This is a genomic window from Burkholderia sp. 22313, from assembly GCF_052045245.1.
Lineage (GTDB): Bacteria > Pseudomonadota > Gammaproteobacteria > Burkholderiales > Burkholderiaceae > Burkholderia.
The window spans coordinates 1-25,588 of the sequence record NZ_JBQEON010000045.1 but is presented as its reverse complement, the minus strand read 5'-3'; the positions used below and the strand labels follow the sequence as shown (position 1 = coordinate 25,588).

Here is a 25,588-nt window from a genome sequence, read left to right as displayed (position 1 = left end):
GGAGAACCTATGCCACGCCACGACGCGCCTCCAGCGATTCCCGCTCATGCGCATCGCGAATCGCATCCCACGTCGCGTCGTCGATCGTCGCCAGCGCGTCATTGAGCGTCGTCTCGCCTTGCGCCACGGCCTCGAGGCACACCTGCACCGCCGGATGCTCGTCGAACCGCGGCGAGACCAGCACGCCCGTCATCACGTAGCACTGCAATCCCGCTTCTTCGACAATCCCGTGCGCGGCAGCGCGATCGAGTTGCTCGACAACCTGGTCATGCAGTTCAGCATCGGACAAGTGGTCGACCACCGCCCCCATCGTCTCCCGAAACTTCAGCACGAGTTTGTCCGGATAACCGAGCTCGATCAGCTGCGCATGTTGCTGCTCGTTCAGCCCCGGCGCATCGCCCGCCGGCATCGCGCCTTCGATCACCGGCGTGTCATTGCGCCACACGACTTCATCGAGCCGCCGGTCGCGATACCGGATCTCGCCGAACGGCGCGACGAATTGCTGCGCCTGCGTGTCGCTCCACACCTGTCGAAGCCGCCCGAATACGTGGTTGTCGAAGAAAAACAGGTAGTACGCGCGGCCGTTCGGCAGCGTGTACTTCACGTACTGCCGCAAATGCGCGTCGAGCGCGTCGAACGACCACGCCGAGCACAACCACGTCACCGCATGCAGATCGACCGCATCCAGCCACAACTGGCGCAGAACACGATGCTGCTCGGCATCCTCGTCGTCGAGCGCCTGACGGTCGAATGCAATCAGGTATGGCGCGATATCCGTATAGGCCTCCAGCCCGGTATCGGTCCAGAGCGACGCGTGGCGCAGGCCGCGCATGGCTGCGAGCTGCGTGTCCAGCTCCTGATAGCCGCGCGTGTCGACGAGCACATAAAGCCGCAGCGCGCGGCCGTCGTCGGCCTCGCGCTCCAGCGACGCCTTCAGCGTTTCCACGAATGCGGGCCATTCAGGCTCGCGAGGATTCGGCAGATCCGCGGCCATCTCGACGGTGTCATCCGCATCGTTGACTTCGTCCATCAATTCGCCTCGACCATCGATTCACGACCGCTGTGCGCATTCAGCACGCATTGCTTGCACGTACCGCCCGGCATCGCGGGCAGCGGGTACTGCATGCTCGTCGGCCCGCTGAACTGATGCTGAGCCCCCTTGAAATCAATCTTCCCGGGCGCGTGAATCTCGATGTTGCCGCCCTTGATCCGGATATACGCGCCGCCCGACGTGAGCAGAATCTCCTGCTTCGCCGCCACATCGACCGCCTCGGTCGCCGCCACCATCTTCACGGTCTTCTGCGCGGTGAGTTCGATGTTGTCCGCGTGCGCCTGGACCTCGACGTTGCCCTTCGCGGCGAACAGCTTCATTCCGGCGTTCTGCGCGAACAGGCTGATGCGATCGCGGATGCCGGCGATCAGCGACTTCCCGCTGGTGATGAACGTGCTCTGGCCGCTAACGATATTGGTCTGCCGGTCGCTTGCCAGATGCACCGACTGCTGCGACGCCATCCCGATCCCCGCCGGGCTCGCGAACAGCATCACCGGCTCCTTGAACGCATTCGCGTTCCCCGTCCCGCCGCCGGCGGTCCTGCCACCGCCCGACGTCGCCCCGGCCACGCTCTCCTGAGTCGCATCGGCGAACTGCTTCAGCGCATCGCGGCCGGTGTCGAGACTCTCCGCCTGATGCATCTCGCTGACCTGCGACATCGACTCGACCAGCCCCTGCGCATTGCCGAGCTGCTGCTTCGCTTCGCTCACGTCGAGCGGCTGGCTGTTCGCCTGTTTCGGATGCGTCGTCACATACAGCCCCTGCCCGGCACGCATCGCACCATACGCATCCGTGCGCAGATCGAAACCGGAGCCAAGATACGCACCGCGCGTATTGCCGTTCTGCTCGATCAGATAGCCGAGGTGAAGCAGCGAATTCGCGCTGCTGCTGAACAGGCGCACGCGGTTCTGCCCGGTCGCGTCATCGAGCACCATCTCGTTGTGCCCCGATCCCGCATACTCCTTCGACCGGAAGCCCGACAGGATCCCGTCGCCATGCCACTGCGGCTTGGCAGCGCCGTTGTACACGCGGTGCATGACGATCGGCCGATCACAGTCGCCGCCGATATAGCCGATCAGCACTTCCTCGCCGACGCGCGGAATATGAACGCCGCCGTAACCGCCACCGGTATCCGACTGCACGACGCGCATCCAGCACGACGCCGTCTCGCGGCCTTCGCTCTGCCGGTCCCAGACGAACATCACCTTGATCCGGTTCAGCGCGTCGGTGTAGACCTCCTCGCCCTTCGGGCCGACGACGACGGCCGTCTCGAGCTGCATCGCGGGTTTGCGGTGCTCGAACGGGCTGCGATACGGCACGCTCGCGCGCTGCGCCTCGACCTCGACGAGATAAAACCCTGCAGAGCCGTCGTCATGCCCGACTTCGAACGCAGCCGCTTCCCCGCGGCCGGCCTTCACCTGCGCCAGCTCGGCCTGCAGGCTATGCGGGAAGTTCGCTTCGTGGTCCGAGACCGGCAGGTTGTTCTCGATGTAACGCGTGACGCCGATGGCCGCGAACACGCGGTCGCTCGCCAAATCGCGGTCGTGCTGGGGATGGCCGACGAGGGTGAAACGCCGCCCGGCGTCAATCGAGCGCACACCGCCCACGCCGAAGAAACGCTTCGCCCGCGACTCCCATTCCTCGAGGCGAATCTTCGACAGGTGTTCGCCGCGGTCCTGGCCGGAATACGTGTACGCGCCGGTGTATTCATAGATCTCCGCCTGGCCCGGCAAGTCGCCCTGACCGTCCTTCGTCGGCAGCGACGTGCCGTTCGGATTGCCCGCCGACGACGGCGACTTGTAGTCGAACGTGCGCGTCGTGTGCAGCGTGCTTTGCAAGGTCCGCGACGCGGCCCATTGCGTGAAACCGGCGGTTTCGGTGCCGCTGCCCGAACGGTCGAACGTAACGGTATTCGGCGACAGGGCGTCGACCGCATGCAGGTCGTCGGTGATGACGAACGTATGCGACTTCCCGTCTTCGCCGTGCCGCCAGAAGCCGAACAGCCCTTCGTCTTCCATCAGCCGATGCACGAAGTTCCAGTCGGTTTCACTCTGGCGACAGTACGACCGGGACGGCAGCGGCTTCGACAGCGCGAACTGGTATTGGCCCCTGGCCTGCGGATGGCGGTCGAACACGTCGGCGAGGATCGCGTCGACCGGCTGGTCCTGCCAGTACCGCATGTCGCTGCGGAACTTGAGGAAGTGCATCCACGACGCGAAGCGCAGCTGGTAACTCGACAGGCTGCCGTCGGCGCCGAGCCGTCGCGCCGTGTGGATATAGCCGTTGATCGGCAGATACGACTTGTCCGCCTGCTGAATCCACAGCGTGATCGGCTGCGCGATCAGCGTCTTGAGCTCGACGTCGCTCGCGGTGGATACCAGATCGAGTGCCACGCTGAAATCGCGGCCGAGCCCGGAACGGGCCACGGCACGGCGCGGCACGAGCGCATTGTTCGGCAGCGACGGGATGTCCGTCTTCAGCAGGCGATCCTGCTGAATCAGGCCACCGCGAATCGCCTGTGCCAGTTCGGTCACGTTCATGCGTCACCCTTCTTTTCGTTCATCGCGAACCCGGCGGGCCCGCGCTCTCAGGTCAAAGCGGCTGCTTACGACTGCTCGTCGGGCCTCACCCCGAGCAGCTCGCGGATATGCGACAGCGAGCCGTCGTCCTTCACGACGCTCTCGAGCCACTTGTGCAGCGGCATGTCGGCCCATTCGGCGGCCTTGTCCGCGAGATACGCGACCGGGCTGTGCGGCTCGGTCTGGCGGAAGTAACGCGCGACCGCACGCAACTGGTCGACGGCCTGCGCACGGTTCTGGATGCCGGCGATCATCTGCGTCACCGGCGGACGCGGAGCGGTCTGCGACTGCACATGGGTCTCCTCGGTGTGGAACGCGCCGCCGAAGCTCGGCTCGACGCGCTCGGGCTGCGCCTGCGGTGCCGACGGCGCATGCGGCGCGCTGCCCGTATAGCCCTGCTCGCGCGCGAAGCGTTCGGCGAGCCGGTACACGGTTTCGAACGCATTGCGCGCCTGGCGGAAGCTCGGCGCCGAATCGCCGGCGCGTTCGACGAGCCGCTCCTCGAACGCGTCGAGCGAGATCTCGAACGCCTTCAGGTTCGCAAGCAAGGTCGTGTAGAACGCGATCGGCGTCACGCGCCGCGACGCATCGACCTGCTCGACCGACGGCTTGCCGCGCGCGATGTCGTCCGCGTGCTCGGGGTCGCGCTTCACGGCCTGCGCCACATGCTGCGCAACTTCCCAGTCGAGCGTGGTGAACGCGTTCGACGCGCCCTCCGTCACCGGAATGCCGCGCAGCAGTTCGGCGGTGCGGCCGGACAGCCACGCGACGTTGCCGAGCCGGTATTCGACATCGTCGCCTTCCGGCAGCGGATGCACGGTGTCCCAGTAGTCGCGGCACAGGCCTTCCAGCAGCGCATAACCGTCGGTGAGGCCGGTGATGCCGTCCTCGAGCGCGAGCGCCTCGGTCAGCCACACGGCGAGCCGCAGGTCCTTCGTGCGCGTGCGCAGCAGTTCGCCCGCGTGATCGACGACGAAGCCCCAGTCGGCCTCCTTGATCTCGGTCACCCACTCGCCCTGGTCGAGCGTCGGATCGTCATGGCGCCGCGCGTCCTGGATCGCGTCGAATTCGTTCGAGAACAGCAGGTCGTCGCCGCTGGGCGACGCATCGCTGATCGGTGTCAGCAGTTCGGGGAGATGGATCGGCATGATTCGGTCAGTTCATCAATGCGGGTTGCGCGGCCGCGCTCATTCGACGGCGTACGCAAATTCGCCGGCCTCGTCCGCACGCACCGCGATGCGCGCGATGGCCGCGCCGTCGGCGATCCGGCCGAGCACGTGGCCCGCGATCTCCGGCAGCAGCGTGCCGTTCAGGATATGGTCGACGTTGCGGGCGCCCGAATCGACCTCGGTGCAGCGCGCGAGCACCGCATCGACGAGCGATTCGTCCCACTCGAACGCGGCCTTGTGGTTCGCTTCGATGCGGCGGCGGATCCGTTCGAGCTTCAGCTCGATGATCTCGGCCAGCACGTCGTCGGAAATCGGGTAGTACGGCACGACCTTCATCCGTCCGAGGAACGCCGGCTTGAAGGTCTTGTACAGCTGCGGGCGCAGCGTCTCGGCGAGTGCGTCCGGATCGGGCAACTCCTCGGCCGGCTTGTTCAGGCACGCCTGCATCACGGCGGCCGAGCCGACGTTCGACGTCAGGATGATCAGCGTGTTGCGGAAGTCGATCTCGCGCCCTTCGGCGTCGTCCATCGTGCCCTTGTCGAACACCTGGAAGAACATCTCGAGCACGTCCGGGTGCGCCTTCTCGACCTCGTCGAGCAGCACGACGGAATACGGATTGCGGCGCACGGCCTCAGTGAGCACACCGCCCTCGCCGTAGCCGACGTAGCCCGGCGGCGAACCCTTCAGGCCCGACACGCTGTGCGCTTCCTGGTACTCGCTCATGTTGATCGTGACCATCTTGCGCTCGCCGCCGTACAGGATGTCGGCCAGCGCGAGCGCCGTCTCGGTCTTGCCGACGCCCGACGGCCCGACGAACATGAACACGCCGCGCGGCTTGTTCGGATCCTCGAGGTTCGCGGTCGCCGTGCGCACGCGCTGCGCGATCGCATCCAGCGCATGGTCCTGGCCGATCACGCGCGCGGTCAGCAGCGGCTGCAGGTTCAGCACGGTGTCGATCTCGTCCTTCACCATCCGGCCGAGCGGAATGCCGGTCCACGCGGCGACGATCTCGGCGACGACGTGGCCATCGACCTGCAGTGGCACCATCGGCTCGCCGCCCTGCAGCGCGTGCAGCGCCGCGACGCGCTCGGCCAGCTTCTCGCGGGTGGCCGGCACATCGACCGGCGCGCCGTCTTCCGACGGGCCGCGCGCGTGGTCGAGCGTGTTACGCAATTCGGTGATCTCGGCGACGATCACGCGCTCGGCTTCATAGCGCGCTTCGTCCCCGGCCAGTTGCGCGAGCGCCGTGTCGCGCGCGCCGCGCAGCTCGCCGAGCCGCTCGTCGTGCGACGCGCCGCCGGCCGCCTCGCGCTCCAGCGACGCGATTTCCGCATCGATCCGCTCGACGCGCTTCCTTGTGTCGTCGATGGCCGCCGGCGTCGCGCTGTGCGCGAGGGCGACCTTCGCGCACGCGGTGTCGAGCACGCTGATCGCCTTGTCCGGCAGCTGGCGGCCGCTGATGTAGCGATGCGACAGGCGCACGGCCTCGGTGATCGCGTCATCGAGGATCCGCACGTTGAAATGCTGCTCCATCAGGCCCGACATCCCGCGCAGCATCGCGGCCGCGAGCGGCTCGCTCGGCTCCTCGACCTTCACGACCTGGAAGCGTCGCGCGAGCGCCGCATCCTTCTCGAAGTACTTCTTGTATTCGCTCCACGTCGTCGCGGCGATCGTGCGCAGCTCGCCGCGCGCGAGCGCCGGCTTCAGCAGGTTCGCCGCGTCGTTCTGCCCGGCCTGGCCGCCCGCGCCGATGATCGTGTGCGCCTCGTCGATGAACAGGATGATCGGATGCGCGCTCTTCTTCACCTCGTCGATCACGCTCTTCAGGCGGTTCTCGAACTCGCCCTTCACGCTCGCGCCGGCCTGCAGCAGGCCCATGTCGAGCACGTGCAGCGCGACGCCGCGCAACGGCGGCGGCACGTCGTCGGCCGCGATCCGCAGCGCGAGCCCCTCGACGACGGCGGTTTTGCCGACGCCGGCCTCGCCGGTCATGATCGGGTTGTTTTGCCGGCGGCGCATCAGGATGTCGATCGCCTGGCGAATCTCGGCTTCGCGGCCGATCACCGGGTCAATCTTGCCGTCGCGCGCGCGCTGGGTGAGGTTGGTCGTGTAGGTGTCGAGCGCGGGCGTCTTCGACGGGCCGGCCGCGGGCACGGCGCCGTCGTCAGCTGCTGCGACGTCGCTGCCTTCCTCATCCGGCTGGCGCGGCTCGGCCTCGCTCGAACCGGCCATGATCTCGTCGAACTTGTGCTTCAGGTCCGTCACGTTCATTTCCGCGAACTGCGACGACATGCGCTGCGCGAATTGCGCGAGATCGGGCGCGGTCAGCAGCGCGAGCAGCAGATGGCCCGAGCGGATGCGGCCGAGCTGCGAATCGAGCGACGCGATCAGCCACGCCTGCTCGAACAGCGCGATCAGGTGCACGGAAAATACCGGCGTGCGCGTGTTGCCGGTCTTCAGCCGCGTGAGTTCGCGCTCGAGATCGGCACGCAGCGCATGCGGATCGACGCGGCTCGCGCGCAGCGCGAGCGGCAGGTCGCCCGTCGCTTCGTCGAGCAGCGCGAGGAACAGGTGCTCCAGATCGACCTCGTAATGGCCGCGCGCCAGGCACGCGCTCGCGGCACGCTCGGCCGCATGGCGGCAGAGCGGGTTCAGTTTCGTGATCAGGGTCTTCAGAGGCGTGCTCATGGCGTCGATCTCAGGTTCGATTGCGTGTTTGTTGTTAGGGTCGGAATCGGTGAATCACGTGCAGCTCGTAGCGGGCATCCGAGCGATCGTCGACCGCGTCGCGCGTGCAGAGGAACGCGTCCCAGCCGAGCCGCGAGCCTGCGCCGAGCACGCTCGCGCCGACCTCGGTGCGCTTCAGCACGAGCTTCACCTCATATTCGAGCGTGACGCCCGCGAGCAGCGTCAGCATCCGCTCGAGCGCGACGGCCTGCGCACCGCCCGGCAGGAACGCCTCGTAGTCGCGCTTGGACAGCGGGCCGACGACGATCCGCGCGCGCATGTCGCGCTGCCACACGCGCTCGCCGACGAGCGCCGTCGCGCCGAGCACCGCGTTGACCTCGCCGAGCACGCTCAGCTGATCGGACGGCACGTCGTACCACTTGCCGACGAACTGGTCGATCTTCACCGGCACGCGGAAGTAATCGGACAGCGTGCGCTGCAGGTACGCGGCCGACATCGGCCGGTGCCGCGCGGCGAGCGCGTAGCCGGCGACGGCCTCGTCGAGCACGCCGCCCGTGCCGGCCGCGAGGCTGTCGCGCACCTCGTCGCTCGGCACGCCGGCGATCGCGAGCAAGAGCGGCAGATAGCGCTCGTCGCGATCGAGTTCGTAATGGAACGGCAGCCGGTACTTCTTCCACGCGGCGTAGAACAGCGCGGTCGCGCGATTCGAGAACACGTCGAAGAACGCGCGCGCCGCGTGGTCGCGCTTCAGGTGCTCGCGCGCGACGATCTGCTCCGTGTAATGCAGCGGCAGCGCGCCCTGCCCGCCGAGCAGCCCGAAGAACGCGGGTGTCAGCTCGACGTGGCCGAGTTCGCCGGCCGCGAGCGCGGTGCCGCGCTCGTCGCCCGAATCGAGCAGCGTGCCGTCGTCGTCGAACGAGCGCGCACCTTCGATCTCGCTCGGTGGGAAGCCGAGCGACAGCGAGTTGCGGAATTCGATGCGCTGCGCGACGACGTCGCCCTGCCGCCACGCGCCGGGCGCATCGGACGCCTGCCGCGCGAACAGCCCTTCGAGCACGCGCACCGCCTGGAAGAACTCGAAGCGGTGCGGCTCGTCGAGCAGCGCGTCGACTACGCCAGGATCGATTCGCCGGTTCGGGGCTTGCATCGGATGATCTCCTCGCCGGTGCGCTTCGACACGACGACCAATTGAACGAAACTGTTGAGATGGACGTACAGCCCGAAGAAGCTGTCGAGCACGCGCACGAACGACGCGAGGCTCGCGCCGACGAAGTGCTCCTCGTCGATCGTCAGGCGGATCTCGATGCCGCGCACGAAGGTCGCGAACGGCTTGCCGGGCAGCCACTGCACCGCGCCGCGCTGCTCGATGCCGGCGAGGCCGTCGATCTGCCGCATCGACACGGCGGTGCGCCGCAGGTCGTACAGCGTCAGCATTTCCTTGAGCGGTGCGAGCCCGTGCGCGACCAGCGACACGTGGTTCAGCGCGAGGTGCGACACGAGCCGCCAGTGCGCGGAGCGGCCGCGCTCGAAGCGCACGCTCTGCGTCGGGCGCCGCAACAGCGAAATGCCGCTCGTCTGCGCGCCGCCTTCCTGGAACAGGTCGCCGCCTTCGAGGCCGAATGCGAGCATCGCCGGCAGGTCGCGGTTCGTGCAGGTGAGATCGAGGCTCAGCGTGTCGGTTTGCGGCGAGGTCGGCTCGAAGTCGATGTCGACGATCGAGATCTCGGTTTCGTAGCCGGGGCTTTTCTGCGCGACCCAGTCGTTGCGGCGCGCGAACCAGTAATGACCGATCCGCGCCGCTTCGCCGTGATGCAGCGAATAGAACGGCCGGAACTCGATCACCGATTCTTCATGCGCCTGCTGCCGGACGAGCTTCACCGAATCGATCGAGTACACCTCGTACGCGAACGCGCGGCGCGCTTCGGCGATCACCGGGTAGGACACCGCGCGGTGCGTGATGCGAATCGGCTCGCCGTGCTGGCGGAACAGGTTGACGATCGGCGTGCAGAACAGCCGGAAATGGCTGGCCGTCAGCAGCTCGAGCAGGCGCGCGACGTGCGAATCGCTGCGCACGTCCTGCAGCACGAGATGTAGCGTCGTGCGCTGGCAGCGGCCCGACGCGCGCGCGATCGCCGCGAGATCGAAATCGACGAAATCGAACTTGTCGGGGAACGCGAAGTATTCGGTGAGCAGGCGATACGCGGGGTGCGACTTCTCCGGGTAGTCGATCAGCGCGTCTTCCTCGTCGAAGCCGGCGTGCGCGACCGGCAACTTGCGCAGCGCAGTCCAGCGGCCGTTGCGCTCGGGCTCGACATACGCGCCGAGCACGTTGACGAACAGGCAGTCGGTCAGCGCGGCGACGAACGACTGCTCGCCGTGCAGATGCGCGCGCAGCGTCGGCAGCTTCAGCGCGCCGAGATCGAGCTGCGCGGCGAGCGACTCGAACGTGATCGAGATCACGCCCGTCGCGTTCGACGGCAGCACCGTCGCGCTCGGCGCGAGCGCGACCGGCATGTAGCGCGCCTCCGAGATGCGGATCGGCGCGAGCGTCACGTCGTAGGCGGTGCGGAACCGGCACTGCACGCCGCGGATCGGACGGCTTTTCAGCTCGGTGCCGCGGTCGATCACGACCGGTTCGGTCTGCTGGCCGGGCGACGCCGGCGTGAACTGCGCGATCGAGCACGACGGGAACGGCCGCAGGTAGTGCGGATACAGCACTTCCAGCAGCGCTTCGGTGAATTCGGGGTAGTCGTCGTCGAGCTTCTTGTTGATGCGCGCGCCGAGCAGCGCGAACGACTCGATCATCCGCTCGACGTGCGGATCCTCGCAATGCTCGCCGGACAATGCGAGCCGCGCCGCGATCTTCGGATAACGTTCGGCGAAATCTCGCGAATAGCGCCGCAAAAACGATAATTCGCGCTCGTAATACGGCAGCAATTCTTCCATCGACGACCCCGAACCTCAATATTTCCTGCCGGACCCTGATCCGCCACCGGGCGGTCCGGCCCGCTCGGCGGCTTGATTTACAGCATTCTGGCCGCGCGCGTGCGCGTGACCGAATACTGCAGCGTCGACGGCTGCAGCATCGCGTCGAAATTCACCGGCTCCTCGGCCGGATGCACGACGAGCAGCGCCTGGATCGCGAAGTAAAGCGCGTTGGTCGACTGCTCGTTCAGCTCGAACGTCACCTGCACCTGCTGCAGCCGCGGCTCGTGGCGCGCGATGGCTTGCTGGATCGACTTGCAGATGAACGCGCGGTCGTAGTGACTCGCGAGGCTCAGCCCCGCGAAATCGTTCAGCCCGTAGGTCAGCACCGACTTCTGGCATTCCGGCAGCGCCGCCAGCTCGATTTCGGTATGCGCGATACGGGAGTTGAGGATCGCCTCGACGTCGCGGGCGACCGTGTTCTTCAGCTCGTCCAGCGACAATTGCCGCATCGCGGCCGAGGCCGGCAAATGCGGTTCGTCGTCGAACAGCTTGTCGAGAAAACTGGGTTCGAATCGTTTCATCGGCCGGCATGCACAGCGAAAACGGCAACGGGACGCCGAGCGCCCCGTTGCCGCAACCGACCTTAGACCGCGTAGGTCTTGTCGTTCTTCGTCAGGCTCCAGGCGCCCTGCGTGTTGCCGCCCTGGTTGCCGCCGATCTTCTGCTGGGTCTGCTTCCACTGCACGGCTGCGTACTTCAGCGAGAACGTCTCGAGCGGCAGACCTTCTTCGCGAACGCTCGGTGCGATGCTCGAGATGATCACGTACTTGAGCTTCACTTCCAGATACTGCACGCGCTTGCCTTCGCCGTCCGCGCGCGAGAAATGGACCGTCACTTCATCGAACGTGGTGCCGCCCGATGCGTGCTGGTACAGCAGCGGGCTCGACGAATCGATTTCCTTCGTGAAAATCATGTCGCCGTGCTCGCAACGCGTCATCGTGTGACCGCCTGCGGTCGATGCCGTTGCCGAACGCGGCTGAACGATCGAGTGATCCCACGATTTCAGCTCGATCCAGCCTTGATGGTCCTTGTCCGCGGATTCGCCCTTCACCGCCGGACTACCAAACTGCAAGTGCATATGTAACATGGCCCTTCGACTCCCCAAAGAGGTGGTTTTAACGTCCTACCCAGGCGGCCCGCCCGGGCGATTTACTCGCTTATGAATTTGCCGGTTTGGGCAGATCAGCGACAAGTCGCAGAGAAATCGAGAGTTCGTCGAGCTGAAAGTGCGGCCGCAGGAACGCGACCGAACGATACGAGCCCGGCTTGCCCGGAATCTCCGACACTTGTATGGATGCCTCGCGCAGCGGGAATTGCGCCTTCTGCTCCTGCGATGCGTTGTCGTCGAGCAGGACGTACTGCGAAATCCACCGGTTGAGGAAAGTCTCTACGTTCTGCGCCGATGCGAAGCTGCCGATCTTGTCCCGCATCATCGCCTTCAGGTAGTGCGCGACGCGCGATACCGAGAAGATGTACTGAAGCTGGGCGGACAGGACGGCGTTCGCGTTCGCGCTGTCGGTGCTGTATTTTTTCGGCTTCTGCACCGATTGCGCGGCGAAAAACGCTGCGTAATCCGAGTTCTTGCAATGCACGAGCGGGATGAAACCGAGGTCGCTCAGTTCCTTCTCGCGGCGATCGGTGATCGCGATTTCGGTCGGGCACTTCAGCGCGACTTCACCGTCGTCGGTCTTGAACGTGTGGGTCGGCAGATCCTCGACGAGGCCGCCGCCTTCGACGCCGCGGATCGCCGCGCACCAGCCGAAGTCGTCGAACGCGGCCGTCAGGCGTGCCGCGAACGCCCACGCCGCGTTGCACCACAGGTACTTGTCGTGTTCGGTGCCGTCGACGTCCTCGACGAAGTTGAAGTTCTCCGCGGTCTGGCCGTCCTTCGGATTGAACGGCAGGCGACCGAGGAAACGCGGCAGCGTGAGGCCGACGTAGCGCGAATCCTCGGAATCGCGGAACGACTTCCACTTCGCGTATTCGACCGTGTCGAACACCTTGCCGAGATCGCGCGGCTTGCCGAGGTCCGAGAACGACTCGAGGCCGAGCAGCTCCGGCGACGCCGACGCGATGAACGGCGCGTGCGCGGCCGCCGCGACGTGCGACATCTGCTCGATGAAGTACATGTCTTCCGGCTGGCGCGAGATCTCGTAATCGCCGATCAGCGCACCGAACGGCGAGCCGCCGAACGTGCCGAACTCTTCTTCGTAGACCTTCTTGAACAGCGCGCTCTGGTCGAACTCGCTCGCGCCCTTGAAGTCGCGCACGAGGTCGCGCTTCGGTGCGTGCAGCGCCTTGATCTTGATCGTCTGGCCGGTGTTGCTTTCCTTGACCAGGTAGTCCATCCCGCGCCACGTGCTTTCGAGGCGCTGGAATTCCGGCGCATGCATCACCGCGGACAGCTGCGTGGAGATCAGGCGGTCGAGTTCCGCGACGCGTGCGTCGATCGTCGCCGACAGGTTGTCCGACACGATCACCGTGCCATCGAGCACCTGGTGCACGAGCTCGCCGATCAGGTCCTTCGCGCGCGCATGCTCGGAATCGGATTTCGCGACCTTGCTCTTCTCGACGATATCGTCGAGCAGCGAAGTCCCGGCGGCGTATTCCGCGCCGCTCGCTTGGGCCGCAGCCGTTTGCTGGTTCATCTCAACACTCCGTCGTCATTCGCCGTCTTGGTCGCCGCCCGTGCCCTTCGCGAGCTCCTGCAGCTGCTGCGTGTTCTTCAGCACCTCGGACAGCAGATCCTCGAGCTTGTCGTTGCCGGCGAGCTTGTTGCGCAAATCGGCCAGCTTCGAGCGCGCCTCGAGCAGGCGGCGCAGCGGCTCGACCTGTTCGACGACTTCGTCCGGGCTGAAATCCGACAGCGAGCGGAACTTCAGGTCGACCGCGAACTTGCCGCCTTCCGGGCTCAGGCGGTTTTCCACCTGGAACGCGGCGCGCGGCTCGATCGCCTTCATCACGTCGTCGAAGTTGTCCCGGTCGATGTTGACGAACTTGCGGTCGCGCAGCTTCGGCTGCTCGACTTCCGACTGGCCCGCCAGATCGCCGACCACCCCGACGACGAACGGCAGTTCCTTCACCTCGATCGCATCGCCCTTCTCGACCTCGTAGGTCAGCTGGACGCGCGGCGGCCGTATTTTCTGCAAGCTTTTCTGAATGCTTTCTTTCTTGGCCATCTCGACGGCTCCCAGGTTAGTTGTGGTTATCGCGTCAGTTGCGATCAGCGCAGCGCGCTGAACGGGTCCGCGCCGCCCTTTTGCGGTGCGGAGGCCTGCGGCGTGGCAGCCGGCGCGGTCGCTGCTGCCTCGGCGGCCGGTGCCGCGCCGGCCTTCGAACGATGAACCACGCGGCGCGTCGTGCGCGGCTTCACGGCCCGCTGTTCCGGCGGGAACAGTGCCGATTCGCCGAGCGTGTCGCGCAGTTGCTTCGCGAGCGCCTGCGCATCCGACTTCGCGTCGCCGGCAAGCGACGAATCCTGACGCAGTTCGCCGAGCGACTGCGTGGCGATCCGCAACCCGGCGACGGCCAGCACGCTCTTCGCCTGACGATCGGTCGCGTCGCGCTGCAACGCTTCCTGCGCGGCGACGATGGCCTGGCCATAGTGGTTCTGGGCAAACTGGATCTGCGCGATGCGCGACCACGGTTCCTCGCGCGTCGGATCCGACTTCGCGAGTTGCTGATACAGGCCGAGCGCCTTGTCCTGGTCACCCGACTTCGCAACGGCGTCCGCATCGGCCAGCGACTTGTTGAACACCTCGGCAGTCGGCGGCGCCGGCGGCTGGCTCGCACAACCGGCGATCACGCCGCAAGCCAGCACTACCCCAGACAGTTTTGCGAAGAGACGGTCTTTCATCGTTATATCCACCGGCGCGTGAGTTTTAAAATCGTTGAGAATCTGGTTCTTTTGCTTTGCACGAAGCGCGCGGGTATAGTACCGATCAATTTTTCATAATTCAATCGCTGCGTGCAGAGTAATTCCTTTTAAAACCGCGAGCCCCCCCCTCGAAACGCCTCCGGCAACGGCCCAGCGGCGATTTTTGTTTCGACGGGAGCGCGCAAGTTTTACTGGCCTGGCGGCGCATCGCCGGGTCAGCGGAAAAAATTTCCGGAGGCGCGCCGCGGCGCATGCATGCTTAATAGTTGAACGGCAGATAAGCCGGGCATACGCGGCAACGCGGAAATACCCGGCAGTTTTGACAGGGGAGTTAAAGGCGGCACGCCGGAAACACGATGAGATCGTCCATGATTCGCTATGCGCTGCCGCTGATTGCCTGCGCGCTCCTGGCCGGATGCGCGGCCGCCCCGTTGCTCGGCTCCGCAGCAAGCGCCGTGCTGCAGGCCGCCGGCGTCGGCAAGCCCGACCTGCCGGACGCCCAGAAGCCGCCGCGCAACATCGGGCTCACGCTCGCCGCCGCGTCGAACCTGAATGCCGCGAACGATCGCAAGCCGCTCGCATTGGTGGTGAGGCTCTACGCGCTCAAGGATCCGACGTCGTTCCAGCAGGCACCGTTCGACGCGTTCACCGATCCGACCAAGGAAAAGGCTGCACTGGGCGCCGATCTGCTGAACGTGCGTGAAATCACGCTGATCCCGGGCCAGCGCTATACGGCGACCGAAAAGGTATCGCGTGAAGCGCAGGCATTCGGCATCGTCGCGCTGTTCCGCGATCCCGCAATCCAGCGATGGAAACTGACGTTCGACCCGGTGAAGTCGGAGAAATCCGGCATAATCATCGGCCTGCATAATTGCGCGATGACCGTTACCGACGGCACCGTCATCGCCCCGCAACAGGGGGCGCCTTCGCAACCGCTGAATATGCTGTCGTCGGTGACGTGCGGTTAAACATGACGCGCGAGTGTCAATTAACAAGAGTTAACAATCTGGCGATTTAATTCGGGCACGAACAAATCGATTACATCGCAACGCCACATTAACCGGATTTGACATGAGTTATTCGGCCAAGGTGCTTTGGGGGGAAGGGCTGTTCCTCCGGCCTCAACACTTCCAGCGGCAGGACGCCTACCACGAGGCGCGCCTGTTCGAATCCATCCAGGCGATCCAGCCGTACAACTGGGGCGTGCGCTCGGTGCGCATCGACCGCGATGCGCTCGGCAGCAACGTGCTGCGCGTCGCCGCGCTGGCGCTCGTGTTTCCGGATGGCGCGCTGTATGCCGCGCCGCAGGCCGACGACCTGCCGCCGCCGATCGCGCTCGACACGCTGCCCGACGGCATCAACGAATTCGTGTTCTACCTCGCGCTGCATCCGCTGCGCGAGAACAGCACCAACTACAGCGACGATCCGGCTTCCGGCTTCATGACGCGTTTCGTCAGCGAGCAGACGAGCGTCGCCGACAACTTCACCGACGCCGCCGAAGCCGACATCACGTTCCTGAAGACGCAGGTCAAGCTGATCGCGCACAGCGAGCCGCGCGACCAGCTGCTGTCGGTGCCGCTCGTCCGCGTGCGCCGCACCGCGACCTCCGGCTTCGAGATCGACGACAGTTTCGTGCCGCCGTGCCTCGCGATCGAGGCGTCGCCGATCCTCCATCAGCGGCTGCGCCAGCTGGTCGACGCGCTGCAGGCGAAGGTCAACGCGCTGTACGGTTTTCACCGCGAACCGTCGAAGAACATCATCGAATTCCGCTCGGGCGACATCGCGTCGTTCTGGCTGCTGCACACCGCGAACGCCGCGTTCGCGACGCTTGCGCACCTGCATCAGCATGCGGCGCTGCATCCGGAGCGGCTGTTCCAGGAACTGCTGCGCCTCGCGGGGCAGCTGATGACGTTCTCGAAGGGCTATACGCTCGCCGACCTGCCCGTGTATCGCCACGACGATCCGGGCCCGAGCTTCGCGCGTCTCGACCTGATGCTGCGCGAGCTGCTCGACACCGTGATCTCGACGCGCTACTTCGCGATCACGCTCGACGAGGTGCGTCCGTCGTTCCACCTCGGCCGCCTCGATTCCGGCAAGATCGACGACAAGACCGAGTTCTACCTGGCCGTGTCCGCGGACATGCCGAACGTCGAGCTCATCGATGCGGTGCCGGCCCGCTTCAAGGTCGGTGCGCCCGACGACGTCGACAAGCTCGTGCTGTCGGCGATGCCCGGCGTACGGTTGTCGTACACGCCGCAGGTGCCGCCCGCGATTCCCGTGCGACCGGGCGCGTGCTATTTCTCGCTCGATTCGCGCGGCGCGCTGTACGAGCGCATGCTGCAGGCCCAGTCCGCGATGATCTACGCGCCGACTGGCATCAATGACCTGAAATTCGAACTGATCGCGGTCACATCATGAGCTACGCGCCCTCCCTGTTCGGCGACAACGCGCCGGCCCCCATTCATACCCCGGCGTCGACCGACGCCGCGTTCCAGGCCCGTTCGCTGCTCGACCTGCTGTACGACGGGTTCTTCATGCTGTTCCTGCTCAAGAACGGCCGCGAGCCGGACAGCGCGCGCGAGTTCAGCACGAAGATCCAGGAGTTTCTGTCGGATTTCGAGCGGGGGGCGAAGAAGCTCAATATTCCGGCCGAGGACGTGTATGGCGCGAAGTTCGCGTACTGCGCGGCCGCCGATGAAATGGTGCTGTCGTCGCAGTTCAAGATCCGCGCCGACTGGGAACGCAGGCCGCTGCAGCTCGTGCTGTTCGGCGAGCAGCTCGCGGGGGAAAAGTTCTTTCAGTATCTCGAGGAATGTCGCGCGCAGGGTGCGGCGCGATTGCAGTCGCTCGAGGTGTTTCATATGTGTCTGCTGCTCGGGTTTCAGGGCAAGTATCTGCTCGAAGGGCCGGAGAAGCTGGCTTATCTCACCGCGCGGCTGGGCGATGAGATCGCGCATATGAAGGGCAAGCGGGCCGCATTTGCGCCGCATTGGCCGCTGCCGGATCAGATCGCGCACCGGTTGAAGCGCGAGGTGCCGGTTTGGGCGATTGGGGCCGTGTTCGCGCTGGTCGCGTTGCTTGGGTATCTCGGGCTCAATACCTATCTGAAGGACAAGACGCTGCAGGCGTTGGCGCCTTATTCGCAAGTCATCAAGGTCGGGCCGGAATCGGCGAATTTGACGATTTCGTTGCCTTGAGGGGCGAGGGCTTCGTTCCGGCGTTGATGCTTCATAAAAAAAAGATCGCTTGGCGGTCCTTTTTTGTTTGTGACGTGCTCGCAGCGTGCTGTCAGAACAGGATGAATCCATCGTTTTCGACGTAGAACACGAACGCGTCGAACAACTGCGCCACGCTCGGTTCATCGACTTGGTCGTGCGCGTTGATCACGATGTCCTCGATCGTCGCGCTGTCCAGCGTCACTTGCCAGCCGGGTTGTCGGGCGACGGCGGGCACAGCATCGTCTTCAGCATCTTTGGTGTCTTCGGAGAATGCACCCTCGGTGTCGAGCGTCCATGGCATCGGCGGGAGAGAGAGCCATCCGGAGAAATCGCCCGGACGTTCGAGAATGTGTTTCAGCGACACTTCGGTCGCGGGGGTGGTCGACATGGGGATTGCGGTAATCACTGAGGTAAATCGGCATGGCAATATGACGGGCGCACGAATGTGCATGCGCCGCTACGCTCGTGTCAACGAGCCGTGATTATGCCCATTCCGCACATTATCCGGATACGAGAAGGGGCACCGCACTCGATGTGCTGCCCGGCGCCTCCCTCGCCCCGTCTCTACCCGTGTTCGACAATACGGTATTCGTCGGGCCTCACCCACGATACCGAACGACACGGCGCGGTGATCGCTCCGGTTTCCCGGTAATGCTCGACGAGTTCCTGCGGACTCCAGTCCCGGCCAGCCGAAAAGAGTGCCTTGAGGTCCATCAGCATTCTCACCAGATGCTGACGGTCCGCATCATCTGAAATCGGCCGCACCCACTGATCTCCCTGCTGATTGAACCCGGAGGCCTGCAACCTGGCGATATGCGCAGGCACATCCGAAAGGACAACGCACCGGTTGCCTGCAATATCGATCACGACGGTTTCGTTTTTCGGGATCAGCGTCATTTTCTAACCTTCACGTCCACAAGCGTCTTGACGTAGTCATTGTCTGTCGTCGGAATGGAATTGACCACCATCTCCGGTGCACCGCCCGGCAGATGGTTCCCCGGCCCGCGGAAGAACTGGTTCCCTTCCATCGGACTGCGTGGTTCGAGATTTTGCAGGCCGTTGACCTGGCGCACCTTGAATCCATCCTGCAAGGCTCCGGGTCCCCTCAGGATATGCCTCGCCAACAAAATGACGGATAGGTCCGGCGAGCCCGACCGGGCCTTTGCGAGCGAACCATCAGCTACTCGGAAATAATATTGATGCCGGTTGTAGTGCCCCCCCGATCTCATGATCGAAGCCGGTCCGGCGAATGGACGGGGGGCCGCGCATGCCGTGAACTGCACCCCGGCATTCAACTAGTCGTGCGAGGCAGTCGAGATCTGCAAAACCCTCATCAAGTTCTCTTCTCTTGCACCGGCTCTTCCCGCATCGACATCAATCGAAATATTTCCACATGAACAATATACATTGTCATCTGGCATTGAAGGCAGAATAGTCCAACATCTCAAACACTGGTAAAAGATGGTTTGTGAAGCGGGTAACGGTGTTCCCGGCGTGTAATTCAAATCAACGATCACTAGTCGTGGCTTTGCCATTTCGGACCTTTATCTCTTTGGCCTGCCGCAAGGGCCGGCAACTTCGGTTAGCTCACCGTCTTTAAGATGTGCCTCCACACTACGAGGCAATTGGTATTGCGTCCCGCCCCCGGGTTGTCGGAACCAAGGTTCAGCAGGCCCAGCTCTTACGCCCTCAATCGGTTTAGCGACTGTGTACACGTGGTATTCGCTGTTATATGAAGACTCTGGTAGAGCCCGTTGACCGAATGGTGTACCAGCTGGAGCCACGAATCCGCCGCTGGGCCGCCCAAATCTATCAATCTGCATTCCCGGCGGCAGAGTGACCATCGAGTCTTGACTCGCAGCGAACCCATAATTGGATGGCCATCCCGGATTTTTTGCAAATCGCCCCTGCGCGTCCCGCCATCGGCCTGCAGCATCTTGCGCAACGGTTGCTGGATTAAACGCGCATCGTGCTAGACCGAGCGCATCAGTCCAGCCTACTGGATTGGGCGCGTATTGATAAATATTGATGCCACCGACCAATCCGATCGGGTCATTGCTTACAAACCGGCCGTTGCTCGGATCGTAGTACCTGTGTCGATTGTAGTGCAGTCCAGTTTCTTCATCAGCTCGCTGGCCTGGGAATCGCAACGGATTCCTTACCACGATCCCCGCCGCCTTCGACGCGCGCGCAATCACCTCCCGCGCTTCGCCCCACGCCTTGTACGAAGCCTCCCACACAACATCGCCATCGTCATCCGTTAGCAACTGCGGCGTACCAATCTGGTCACAGTGGTAATAGAACAGCGCCGCGTCGCCTCGCCGCTCCGGCACCTTCTGCAGCGGATCTTCCTCCGGCACGTAACGGTCGGTACTCTTCCACTCCGGTGTCACGATCCCGTCGACAGGTTCCGCCACATACTGCGCCAGCGGCACGAACGTCCCCGGCTCGTAGAGATAGTGCGTGCCACGTTCACCATCACTTTCATACGCGAGCGTATCGCCATCCCACCCGAACACCGTCCGCTCGCCGTTCACCTCCTTCGCAATGCGGCGACCAAACGCATCATAGAAATACCGCGACTGGCTCTGTCGCGACGTCTCCGCAACCCGCGCCGACTGCAAGCGATTGAACTCGTCCCACTCGTATTCCTGCTCACCCGACGGCGTACGCTTGCGCACCAGATTCCCGCGCGCGTCGTACTCGAAGTGCATCCCCGCATATGCCTTCAGCAGGTTGCCCATCACCTTCGGCACCTCAACCGGCAACGTGCTTTCCGGCCGCACCGGGCTCGGACGCGATGCAGGCGTCTCCGTAGTTCGCACCGGATCGATGATGTTGCTCGCCGGATCGAACGCAAATCGTTCCTTTGCGACCGGACTGACCGCCTCGATCAACCGCCCGACCGGATCGTATCGATAGTCGGTCCCGCCCTTGCGGCTGTCCTCGATCCGCGAGAGTTGCCCCACCGCGTCATAGCGATACCGCCGCTCGGCAAGCGGCGCAGGCGACGTCGACCGCTGGATCGTCTGCTGCAGCACGCGTCCTGCCGGATCGTAGTGCGTGCGCTGCCCGACCTTGCTCGACAGCACACGGACCGTCTCGCGATGCAAGTCATCACGCTCGAACTGCACACGCTCCTCGCCGTCGAGCAGCATTCCGTGCACATGCCCCGAGCCGTACATCAACCAGTCAACCGCATGCCCATCCGGCCGCACCGTCCGTCGCCGATTGCCCAGCTCGTCGTATTCGTGATGCCACACATAGCTACGCCGTTCGCCGAACAAATCGTACGCGTGATGTTCGCGCACCAGATTGCCAGCCGGATCGAAGAAGAACTGCACGCGGCTGTATCGGTTCACCGCATCGATCAACCGGCCGCTCGGGTCGTAGGCAAACCGTTCCTCGCTTTCCCCCGAGACACGCTTCATCAGACGGCCGCTCGCATCGACGTCGATCGACGTCACGCAACCCGCTTCATCGACCGAAACGAGGCTGCCGCTCTCCTTGTCGTACTGATAGCGCGTCGACTTGCCGTCGAAGCCGACTTCCTCGATCAACCGCCCCGCCGGATCGTAGTGGAACTGATACGTCGCAAAGTTCGCATCGGTCAGCGCGCTCAAGCGACCGAGACGATCGTAGCGATACGCGAGCGTCTGCCCAAGCGCATCCGCGCGGCTCGCAATGCGGCCAACCGAGTCATAGCCGTATCGCGTGGATCGATTGAGTTGATCCGTATGCCGCAACAGGCGACCTTCAGCGTCGTATTGCACCTGCTCGACGCCAGCTGGCGAACGAATCTCCGTCAATTGGCCATTCGGACCATAGCCGAAAGCGACGATGCCGCCCGACGCATCCTTGGTCTCGATCACGCGACCAATGTCGTCGTAGCGCCACTCCGTCTTCTTTCCGGAGCAATCCGTGTAGCTCGATAGCTGCCCGGCGTCGTTGTATTCGAGCGTCTTCGCGCCACCCTTCGCATCGACGATCTGCGTCGGCAATCCCTTGTCGTTGTAACCGTACTTCGTCGCGTGCTCGAGCGGATTGATTTCTTCGACGAGATTGCCCGCCTCGTCGTACTTGCGCTGCCACACATGCCCGTTCGGATCGACGAGCCGGATCATCTGATCCTTGTCGTCATACGCCATCTCGACAACGCTGCCGTCCGGCCGTTCCTGCCGAACCAAATTGCCGCGTGCGTCGTATTCGCTCCGTTCGATGCTGCCGTCCTGCCGGATGTGCAGCACCAGATTGTGATGCGCATCGCGCCGGAACCACTCCTGATTGCCGTCCGGGTAGACGATCCGGTACACGTAACCGTGAATGTTGAAGTAATACCGCGTCATCTGACCGAGCGCGTCGGTCACGTAGGTCAGACGGATATTCGGATGCCACGCGAGCCGGAGATCGAGACTGCCGTCATCCGCGTATTCGCGAATGCATTTGGCGTCTGCGTTGTCGTCGGCATCCGCGCCATCCCATTCGAGCGTCATCCCGCGACCCGTGCGATCGGTATAGCGCGTCACCAGGTGGCGGCGATATTGATACGTCCGAGCGTTACCGTGACGATCGACCGCGCGCACGAGATCGCCGTCCGCATCGTATTCGTAGCTCGCCAGCGCGCGGCGCTCGCCGTCCTTCAGCACGTGCTCGATCTGTACGATACGGCCATGCTTGTCGTGCTCGAACGCCAGCACATTGCCGCTTGCGTCGATCAGACGCGCAAGGCGGTCGAGCGTATCGTAGTCGAGCGTGATCGTGTTTCCGGCGCGGTCCTTCTGCATGGCAAGCCGGAACGCTTCGCCACGGCGCTCGTACACATGCAGCGCGTCATGACCGTATGCGATCGTCACCCACGTATCGTCGAGCCGCGACAGCGTCAGGTTCTCCGACAGATCGTCGTGCACCGCGCCGGCCGCGAGCGCCGGATAGTCGATGCTGCGTCCCTCCGCATCGCGATAGATCCACTGACCGTTCTTGATGTCGATTCGCGTCGTATAGGGCGTGATCCATCGCGCACCCAGTTCGCCGTTGTCATATGCGGACAGCCGGGAGCGATACGTACGCGCCCAAACGAGCGGCAGCGCGCCCGGCAGGTCGAAATCCACGTGCGAGAACGTCTCGTCGCCGAATGCGAAATCGATCGATGCCGGCGATGCGCCGAGCCCGCATGCCTTGCATGTGCTCTTCCCCGCCCCTTCTGCCGGCGCTTGTTCGCGGGTCGTCTCCAACCCTTCCTGCTCCCGCGTCTTCTTCGCCTGACTCCTCCCGGCGGGCTTGACGTCCGCACTCTGCTCATGAAGCTTCGCGCGCGCCTTGACGCGCCCAACCGCCTCGATCAGCTGCAAGACCAGCCACATCATCTTGCCTTCTTCGCTGCCAGCAAGCGAACGGATCGACGTCGCGATCTTCGGCGCCTCGGTCCGAAGGAAGGTCACCGTGCCGCGAAACGGCTCGAGCCACGCATCCGGCGCGAGCTTCGCCATCGTGCCCGCCGTCTTGTTCGCGGCCTTCTTGCCGAGCGCCTTGGTGCCCTCATACGCGAACTGGATGCCGTCGCCGACTCGGCTCGGGCTATACCACGGCCGGTTGTCCGCCATCTTCTTCGCGAGCTCTTGCTGACGTTTCAGATTGGCATTGGCATCGAAGAGCTGCCCGTGCAGCGCCTTGTCCATGCCGGTCGCCAGCGCGATCATGAGCTCCTCGGCTTTCGACGCGCATCCGTTGAGCAGCTCGACGAGGCCGGCCTTCAGCTTGTTGAGAAAATCCTCGATCTCGGTCGCGCAGGTCGCGTTGATATGCGTGACCAGAACGGAGATGAGCGCCGCGCCGAGATTGTTTCGCGTCGCGAGCAATTCGTGACGGACGAGCGCAAGCAGCGGACGCGCCGACATCCGGAACGGCGCGAGCGTCGGCGGAATCGGAATGATGCCGAGCAGGTTGATCGCGAGGCTCATGTAATCGAGCACCTGACCGCCGCGCTTCTCGACGATTTCGGCGATATCACCCAACGCGTCGACCATCGCCATGATGTTGCCGACGATCGGCACGGCACCGGCAAACGTCTTCACGTCCTCGAACGTGATGTGGTTGCCGCTGATCCGGCGCAACCACGCGTCGAAGCGGTTACCGACTGCCGCGACGTCCTTTGCGGCAACATCGCTGAGCCAGGTGACGGCCTGTTCCTGCTCTGCGCCCGGTGGAAGTTGTTGTGCCATGTCGTTCTTCGTTCAAATCGTTTTTTTCAAGACGGCTGACAAGCCGCCCTCTCAGGATTTCAGCGGTCCGCCAAACCCGCTCGTCGGCAGCTTCGTGCCGCCTGCGGACGACGCCACCGTTGTGGCGCCCTTGCCGGCGATCCCGGCGACGCCGGGCAACGCGCCCTGCAGCGCACCGGATGCCGCATTCGCAGCCGGCGCGGCCAGCGCCGCGAGCCCGCCCTGGCGCGCCGCCTGCACCATCCCGGCCACCTGCTTCGCGGCACTGCTCAAGCTCGAGGCCTTCTGCAACGCCGACGCCACGCCCGCTCCACCCAGCGCACTCGCGGCAGCCGGCAATGCGGAACTCGCGAGCCCGCCGAGCGCAGCGCCCGCGCCGCCCCCGCTGACGAGGCCCATCGCCGCTGTCGTCGCGGCAGGCGCCATCCCCTGCAACTGACTCGCGAGTTGCCCGCTCGCCGCGGCCTGCGCGGCTTCCGGCGACGGCTCGACCGGCTCTGCCGGCCACTTCGCCTGCTTGAAATAATTCGCCGGCTGATCCGACTCGCGCGGGTCCTTCCCGAACTCGACACGCACCGCGCCCGGCGGCAACCCGCTCACGACCGTATAGCCGCTGTTATCGAGCGCACCTTTCTTCAGCACGGCGCCATTCACATCCTTCACCGTGAACAGCCCGCCCTTCACCGCCTCGCCGTTCACGTACTTGTGAAACAGCTCCAGTTGCCCCGGCTGATCCGGCCGCGGGCTCGGCAACGGATACCCCATGCTCGCCGGCCCCGCGAACGTATGCGACGCGCCCTTCACATCCACCGCGCCAGGCGTATGAATCTCGATGTTTCCACCCTGGATACGGATATACCCGCCGCCGCTCGTCAGCAGAATCCCCTGATCGGCCGCGATCTCGATCCGATCGGTTGCAGATACAACCTTCACCGCCTTCTGCGCGGTCACCTCGACGTTATCCGACTGCGCCTGGATCTCGACCTTGCCCTTGCCCGCGAACAGCTTCATCCCCGCGTTCTGCACGAACAGGCTCAGCTTCTGCCCGATGCTGCCGATCAGCGACTTGCCCGCCGCGACATGCACGCTCTGCCCGCTCGCAATATTCACGTGATCGTTCGCGACCATGTGCAGCGACTGCTGCGTCGACATCCCGATCCCCGACGGGCTGCCGAACAGCATCACCGGTTCCTTGAACGCATTCGCGCTGCCCGTGCCGCCGCCTGCCGTGCGCCCGCCGGACGCGCTGCCCGACGCACTGTCCTGCGTCGCGTCGGTGAACGCGCGCATCGTGTCGTGTGCGTCCTTGAGGCTTTCCGCCTGATGCTGCTCGCTGGCACCCGACATCGCCTCAACCAGGCTCTCGCCCGTCACGAGCTGCTGCTGCGCTTCCTTCACGTCGAGCGGCTGGCTGTTCGGCGCTTTCGGATGAGTCGTGACGTACAGGCCCTGACTCGCCCGCACCGCGCCATACGCATCCGAGCGCAGATCGAAACCACTGCCCAGATACGACCCACGCGAATTGCCGTTCTGGTCGATGAGGTAACCGAGATGCAGCAGGCTGTTCCCGCTGCTGCTCATCAGCTGCACCCGGTTCTGCCCGGTCGCGTCGTCCATCACGAGATGGTTGTAGCCGCTGCCCGAATACTCCTTCGATCGATACCCGGACAGAATCCCGTCGCTATGCCACTGCGGCTGGTTCGCGCCGTTGTACACGCGCCCGACCGCCAACGGCCGGTCGCAATCGCCGCCGACATAATCGATCAGCACTTCCTCGCCGATCCGCGGCACATGCACGCC

General features: G+C 64.4%; 19 protein-coding genes. 3 read left to right on the top strand and 16 right to left on the bottom strand.

The window, feature by feature from the left end; genetic code table 11:
* Positions 1-7: 7 nt before the first annotated feature.
* The 11 genes from ACTJKF_RS28045 to ACTJKF_RS27995 form a co-directional block, all read right to left on the bottom strand.
* Positions 8-1,030 carry a DUF4123 domain-containing protein gene (locus ACTJKF_RS28045; RefSeq protein WP_440628006.1) on the bottom strand — a complete coding sequence of 341 codons (1,023 nt, stop codon included), beginning with the start codon at positions 1,028-1,030 and terminating at the stop codon, positions 8-10.
* Positions 1,030-3,591 (bottom strand): type VI secretion system Vgr family protein, encoded by a 2,562-nt coding sequence (locus ACTJKF_RS28040; RefSeq protein WP_440628005.1) that lies wholly within the window; start codon positions 3,589-3,591, stop codon positions 1,030-1,032. Before ACTJKF_RS28040 ends, ACTJKF_RS28045 begins: the two co-directional genes overlap by 1 nt.
* Before the next feature lie 65 nt (positions 3,592-3,656).
* The gene (tssA, locus tag ACTJKF_RS28035; protein WP_440628003.1) at positions 3,657-4,778 is read right to left on the bottom strand and encodes a type VI secretion system protein TssA; all 1,122 of its coding nucleotides are present in this window, start codon (positions 4,776-4,778) and stop codon (positions 3,657-3,659) included.
* 39 nt (positions 4,779-4,817) lie between these two features.
* A complete protein-coding gene (tssH, locus tag ACTJKF_RS28030) occupies positions 4,818-7,487 on the bottom strand; it encodes a type VI secretion system ATPase TssH (RefSeq protein WP_440628001.1) in 2,670 nt (889 codons plus the stop codon).
* A gap of 34 nt (positions 7,488-7,521) precedes the next feature.
* The gene (gene tssG, locus ACTJKF_RS28025; RefSeq protein WP_440627999.1) at positions 7,522-8,634 is read right to left on the bottom strand and encodes a type VI secretion system baseplate subunit TssG; all 1,113 of its coding nucleotides are present in this window, start codon (positions 8,632-8,634) and stop codon (positions 7,522-7,524) included.
* A complete protein-coding gene (tssF, locus tag ACTJKF_RS28020) occupies positions 8,598-10,433 on the bottom strand; it encodes a type VI secretion system baseplate subunit TssF (protein ID WP_440627997.1) in 1,836 nt (611 codons plus the stop codon). Before tssF ends, tssG begins: the two co-directional genes overlap by 37 nt.
* A 77-nt stretch (positions 10,434-10,510) precedes the next feature.
* The gene (tssE, locus tag ACTJKF_RS28015) at positions 10,511-10,996 is read right to left on the bottom strand and encodes a type VI secretion system baseplate subunit TssE (protein ID WP_440627995.1); all 486 of its coding nucleotides are present in this window, start codon (positions 10,994-10,996) and stop codon (positions 10,511-10,513) included.
* Between the two features lie 62 nt (positions 10,997-11,058).
* Positions 11,059-11,562, bottom strand: a complete 504-nt coding sequence (locus ACTJKF_RS28010; protein WP_006477093.1) for an Hcp family type VI secretion system effector — start codon at positions 11,560-11,562, stop codon at positions 11,059-11,061.
* A 70-nt stretch (positions 11,563-11,632) separates the two neighbouring features.
* Positions 11,633-13,123, bottom strand: a complete 1,491-nt coding sequence (gene tssC, locus ACTJKF_RS28005) for a type VI secretion system contractile sheath large subunit (RefSeq protein ID WP_006751237.1) — start codon at positions 13,121-13,123, stop codon at positions 11,633-11,635.
* Positions 13,124-13,138: 15 nt separating this feature from the next.
* Complete coding sequence (gene tssB / locus ACTJKF_RS28000; protein WP_440627992.1) at positions 13,139-13,654, bottom strand: type VI secretion system contractile sheath small subunit; 516 nt, start codon at positions 13,652-13,654, stop codon at positions 13,139-13,141.
* 44 nt (positions 13,655-13,698) lie between these two features.
* Positions 13,699-14,331 (bottom strand): tetratricopeptide repeat protein, encoded by a 633-nt coding sequence (locus ACTJKF_RS27995; RefSeq protein WP_440627990.1) that lies wholly within the window; start codon positions 14,329-14,331, stop codon positions 13,699-13,701.
* A 389-nt stretch (positions 14,332-14,720) separates the two neighbouring features.
* On the opposite strand from ACTJKF_RS27995, the gene tssJ reads away from it, so the two are divergent.
* The 3 genes from tssJ to icmH all read left to right on the top strand — a co-directional run bounded on the left by tssJ (position 14,721) and on the right by icmH (position 17,549).
* Positions 14,721-15,320 carry a type VI secretion system lipoprotein TssJ gene (gene tssJ, locus ACTJKF_RS27990; RefSeq protein WP_440628040.1) on the top strand — a complete coding sequence of 200 codons (600 nt, stop codon included), beginning with the start codon at positions 14,721-14,723 and terminating at the stop codon, positions 15,318-15,320.
* Positions 15,321-15,423: 103 nt separating this feature from the next.
* Positions 15,424-16,770 (top strand): type VI secretion system baseplate subunit TssK, encoded by a 1,347-nt coding sequence (tssK, locus tag ACTJKF_RS27985; protein WP_440627988.1) that lies wholly within the window; start codon positions 15,424-15,426, stop codon positions 16,768-16,770.
* Positions 16,767-17,549: a type IVB secretion system protein IcmH/DotU gene (gene icmH / locus ACTJKF_RS27980; RefSeq protein ID WP_440627986.1), complete on the top strand. Its 783-nt coding sequence runs from the start codon at positions 16,767-16,769 to the stop codon at positions 17,547-17,549. The genes tssK and icmH overlap by 4 nt, the downstream gene beginning before the upstream one ends.
* A gap of 91 nt (positions 17,550-17,640) precedes the next feature.
* Here icmH and ACTJKF_RS27975 read toward each other — a convergent pair whose 3' ends face one another.
* From ACTJKF_RS27975 to ACTJKF_RS27955, 5 genes are all read right to left on the bottom strand, one after another.
* Positions 17,641-17,958, bottom strand: coding sequence for a DUF7716 domain-containing protein (locus tag ACTJKF_RS27975; protein WP_440627984.1), 318 nt, complete (start codon positions 17,956-17,958; stop codon positions 17,641-17,643).
* Positions 17,959-18,134: 176 nt separating this feature from the next.
* Entirely contained in the window at positions 18,135-18,467 is a 333-nt protein-coding gene (locus tag ACTJKF_RS27970; RefSeq protein WP_440627983.1) for a hypothetical protein, read from the bottom strand.
* Positions 18,464-18,643 carry a hypothetical protein gene (locus ACTJKF_RS27965; RefSeq protein ID WP_440627982.1) on the bottom strand — a complete coding sequence of 60 codons (180 nt, stop codon included), beginning with the start codon at positions 18,641-18,643 and terminating at the stop codon, positions 18,464-18,466. Before ACTJKF_RS27965 ends, ACTJKF_RS27970 begins: the two co-directional genes overlap by 4 nt.
* A gap of 471 nt (positions 18,644-19,114) precedes the next feature.
* A complete protein-coding gene (locus ACTJKF_RS27960; protein ID WP_440627980.1) occupies positions 19,115-23,788 on the bottom strand; it encodes a glycohydrolase toxin TNT-related protein in 4,674 nt (1,557 codons plus the stop codon).
* A gap of 51 nt (positions 23,789-23,839) precedes the next feature.
* On the bottom strand, positions 23,840-25,588 hold a 1,749-nt coding region (locus ACTJKF_RS27955), incomplete at its 5' end, for a DUF2345 domain-containing protein (RefSeq protein ID WP_440627978.1).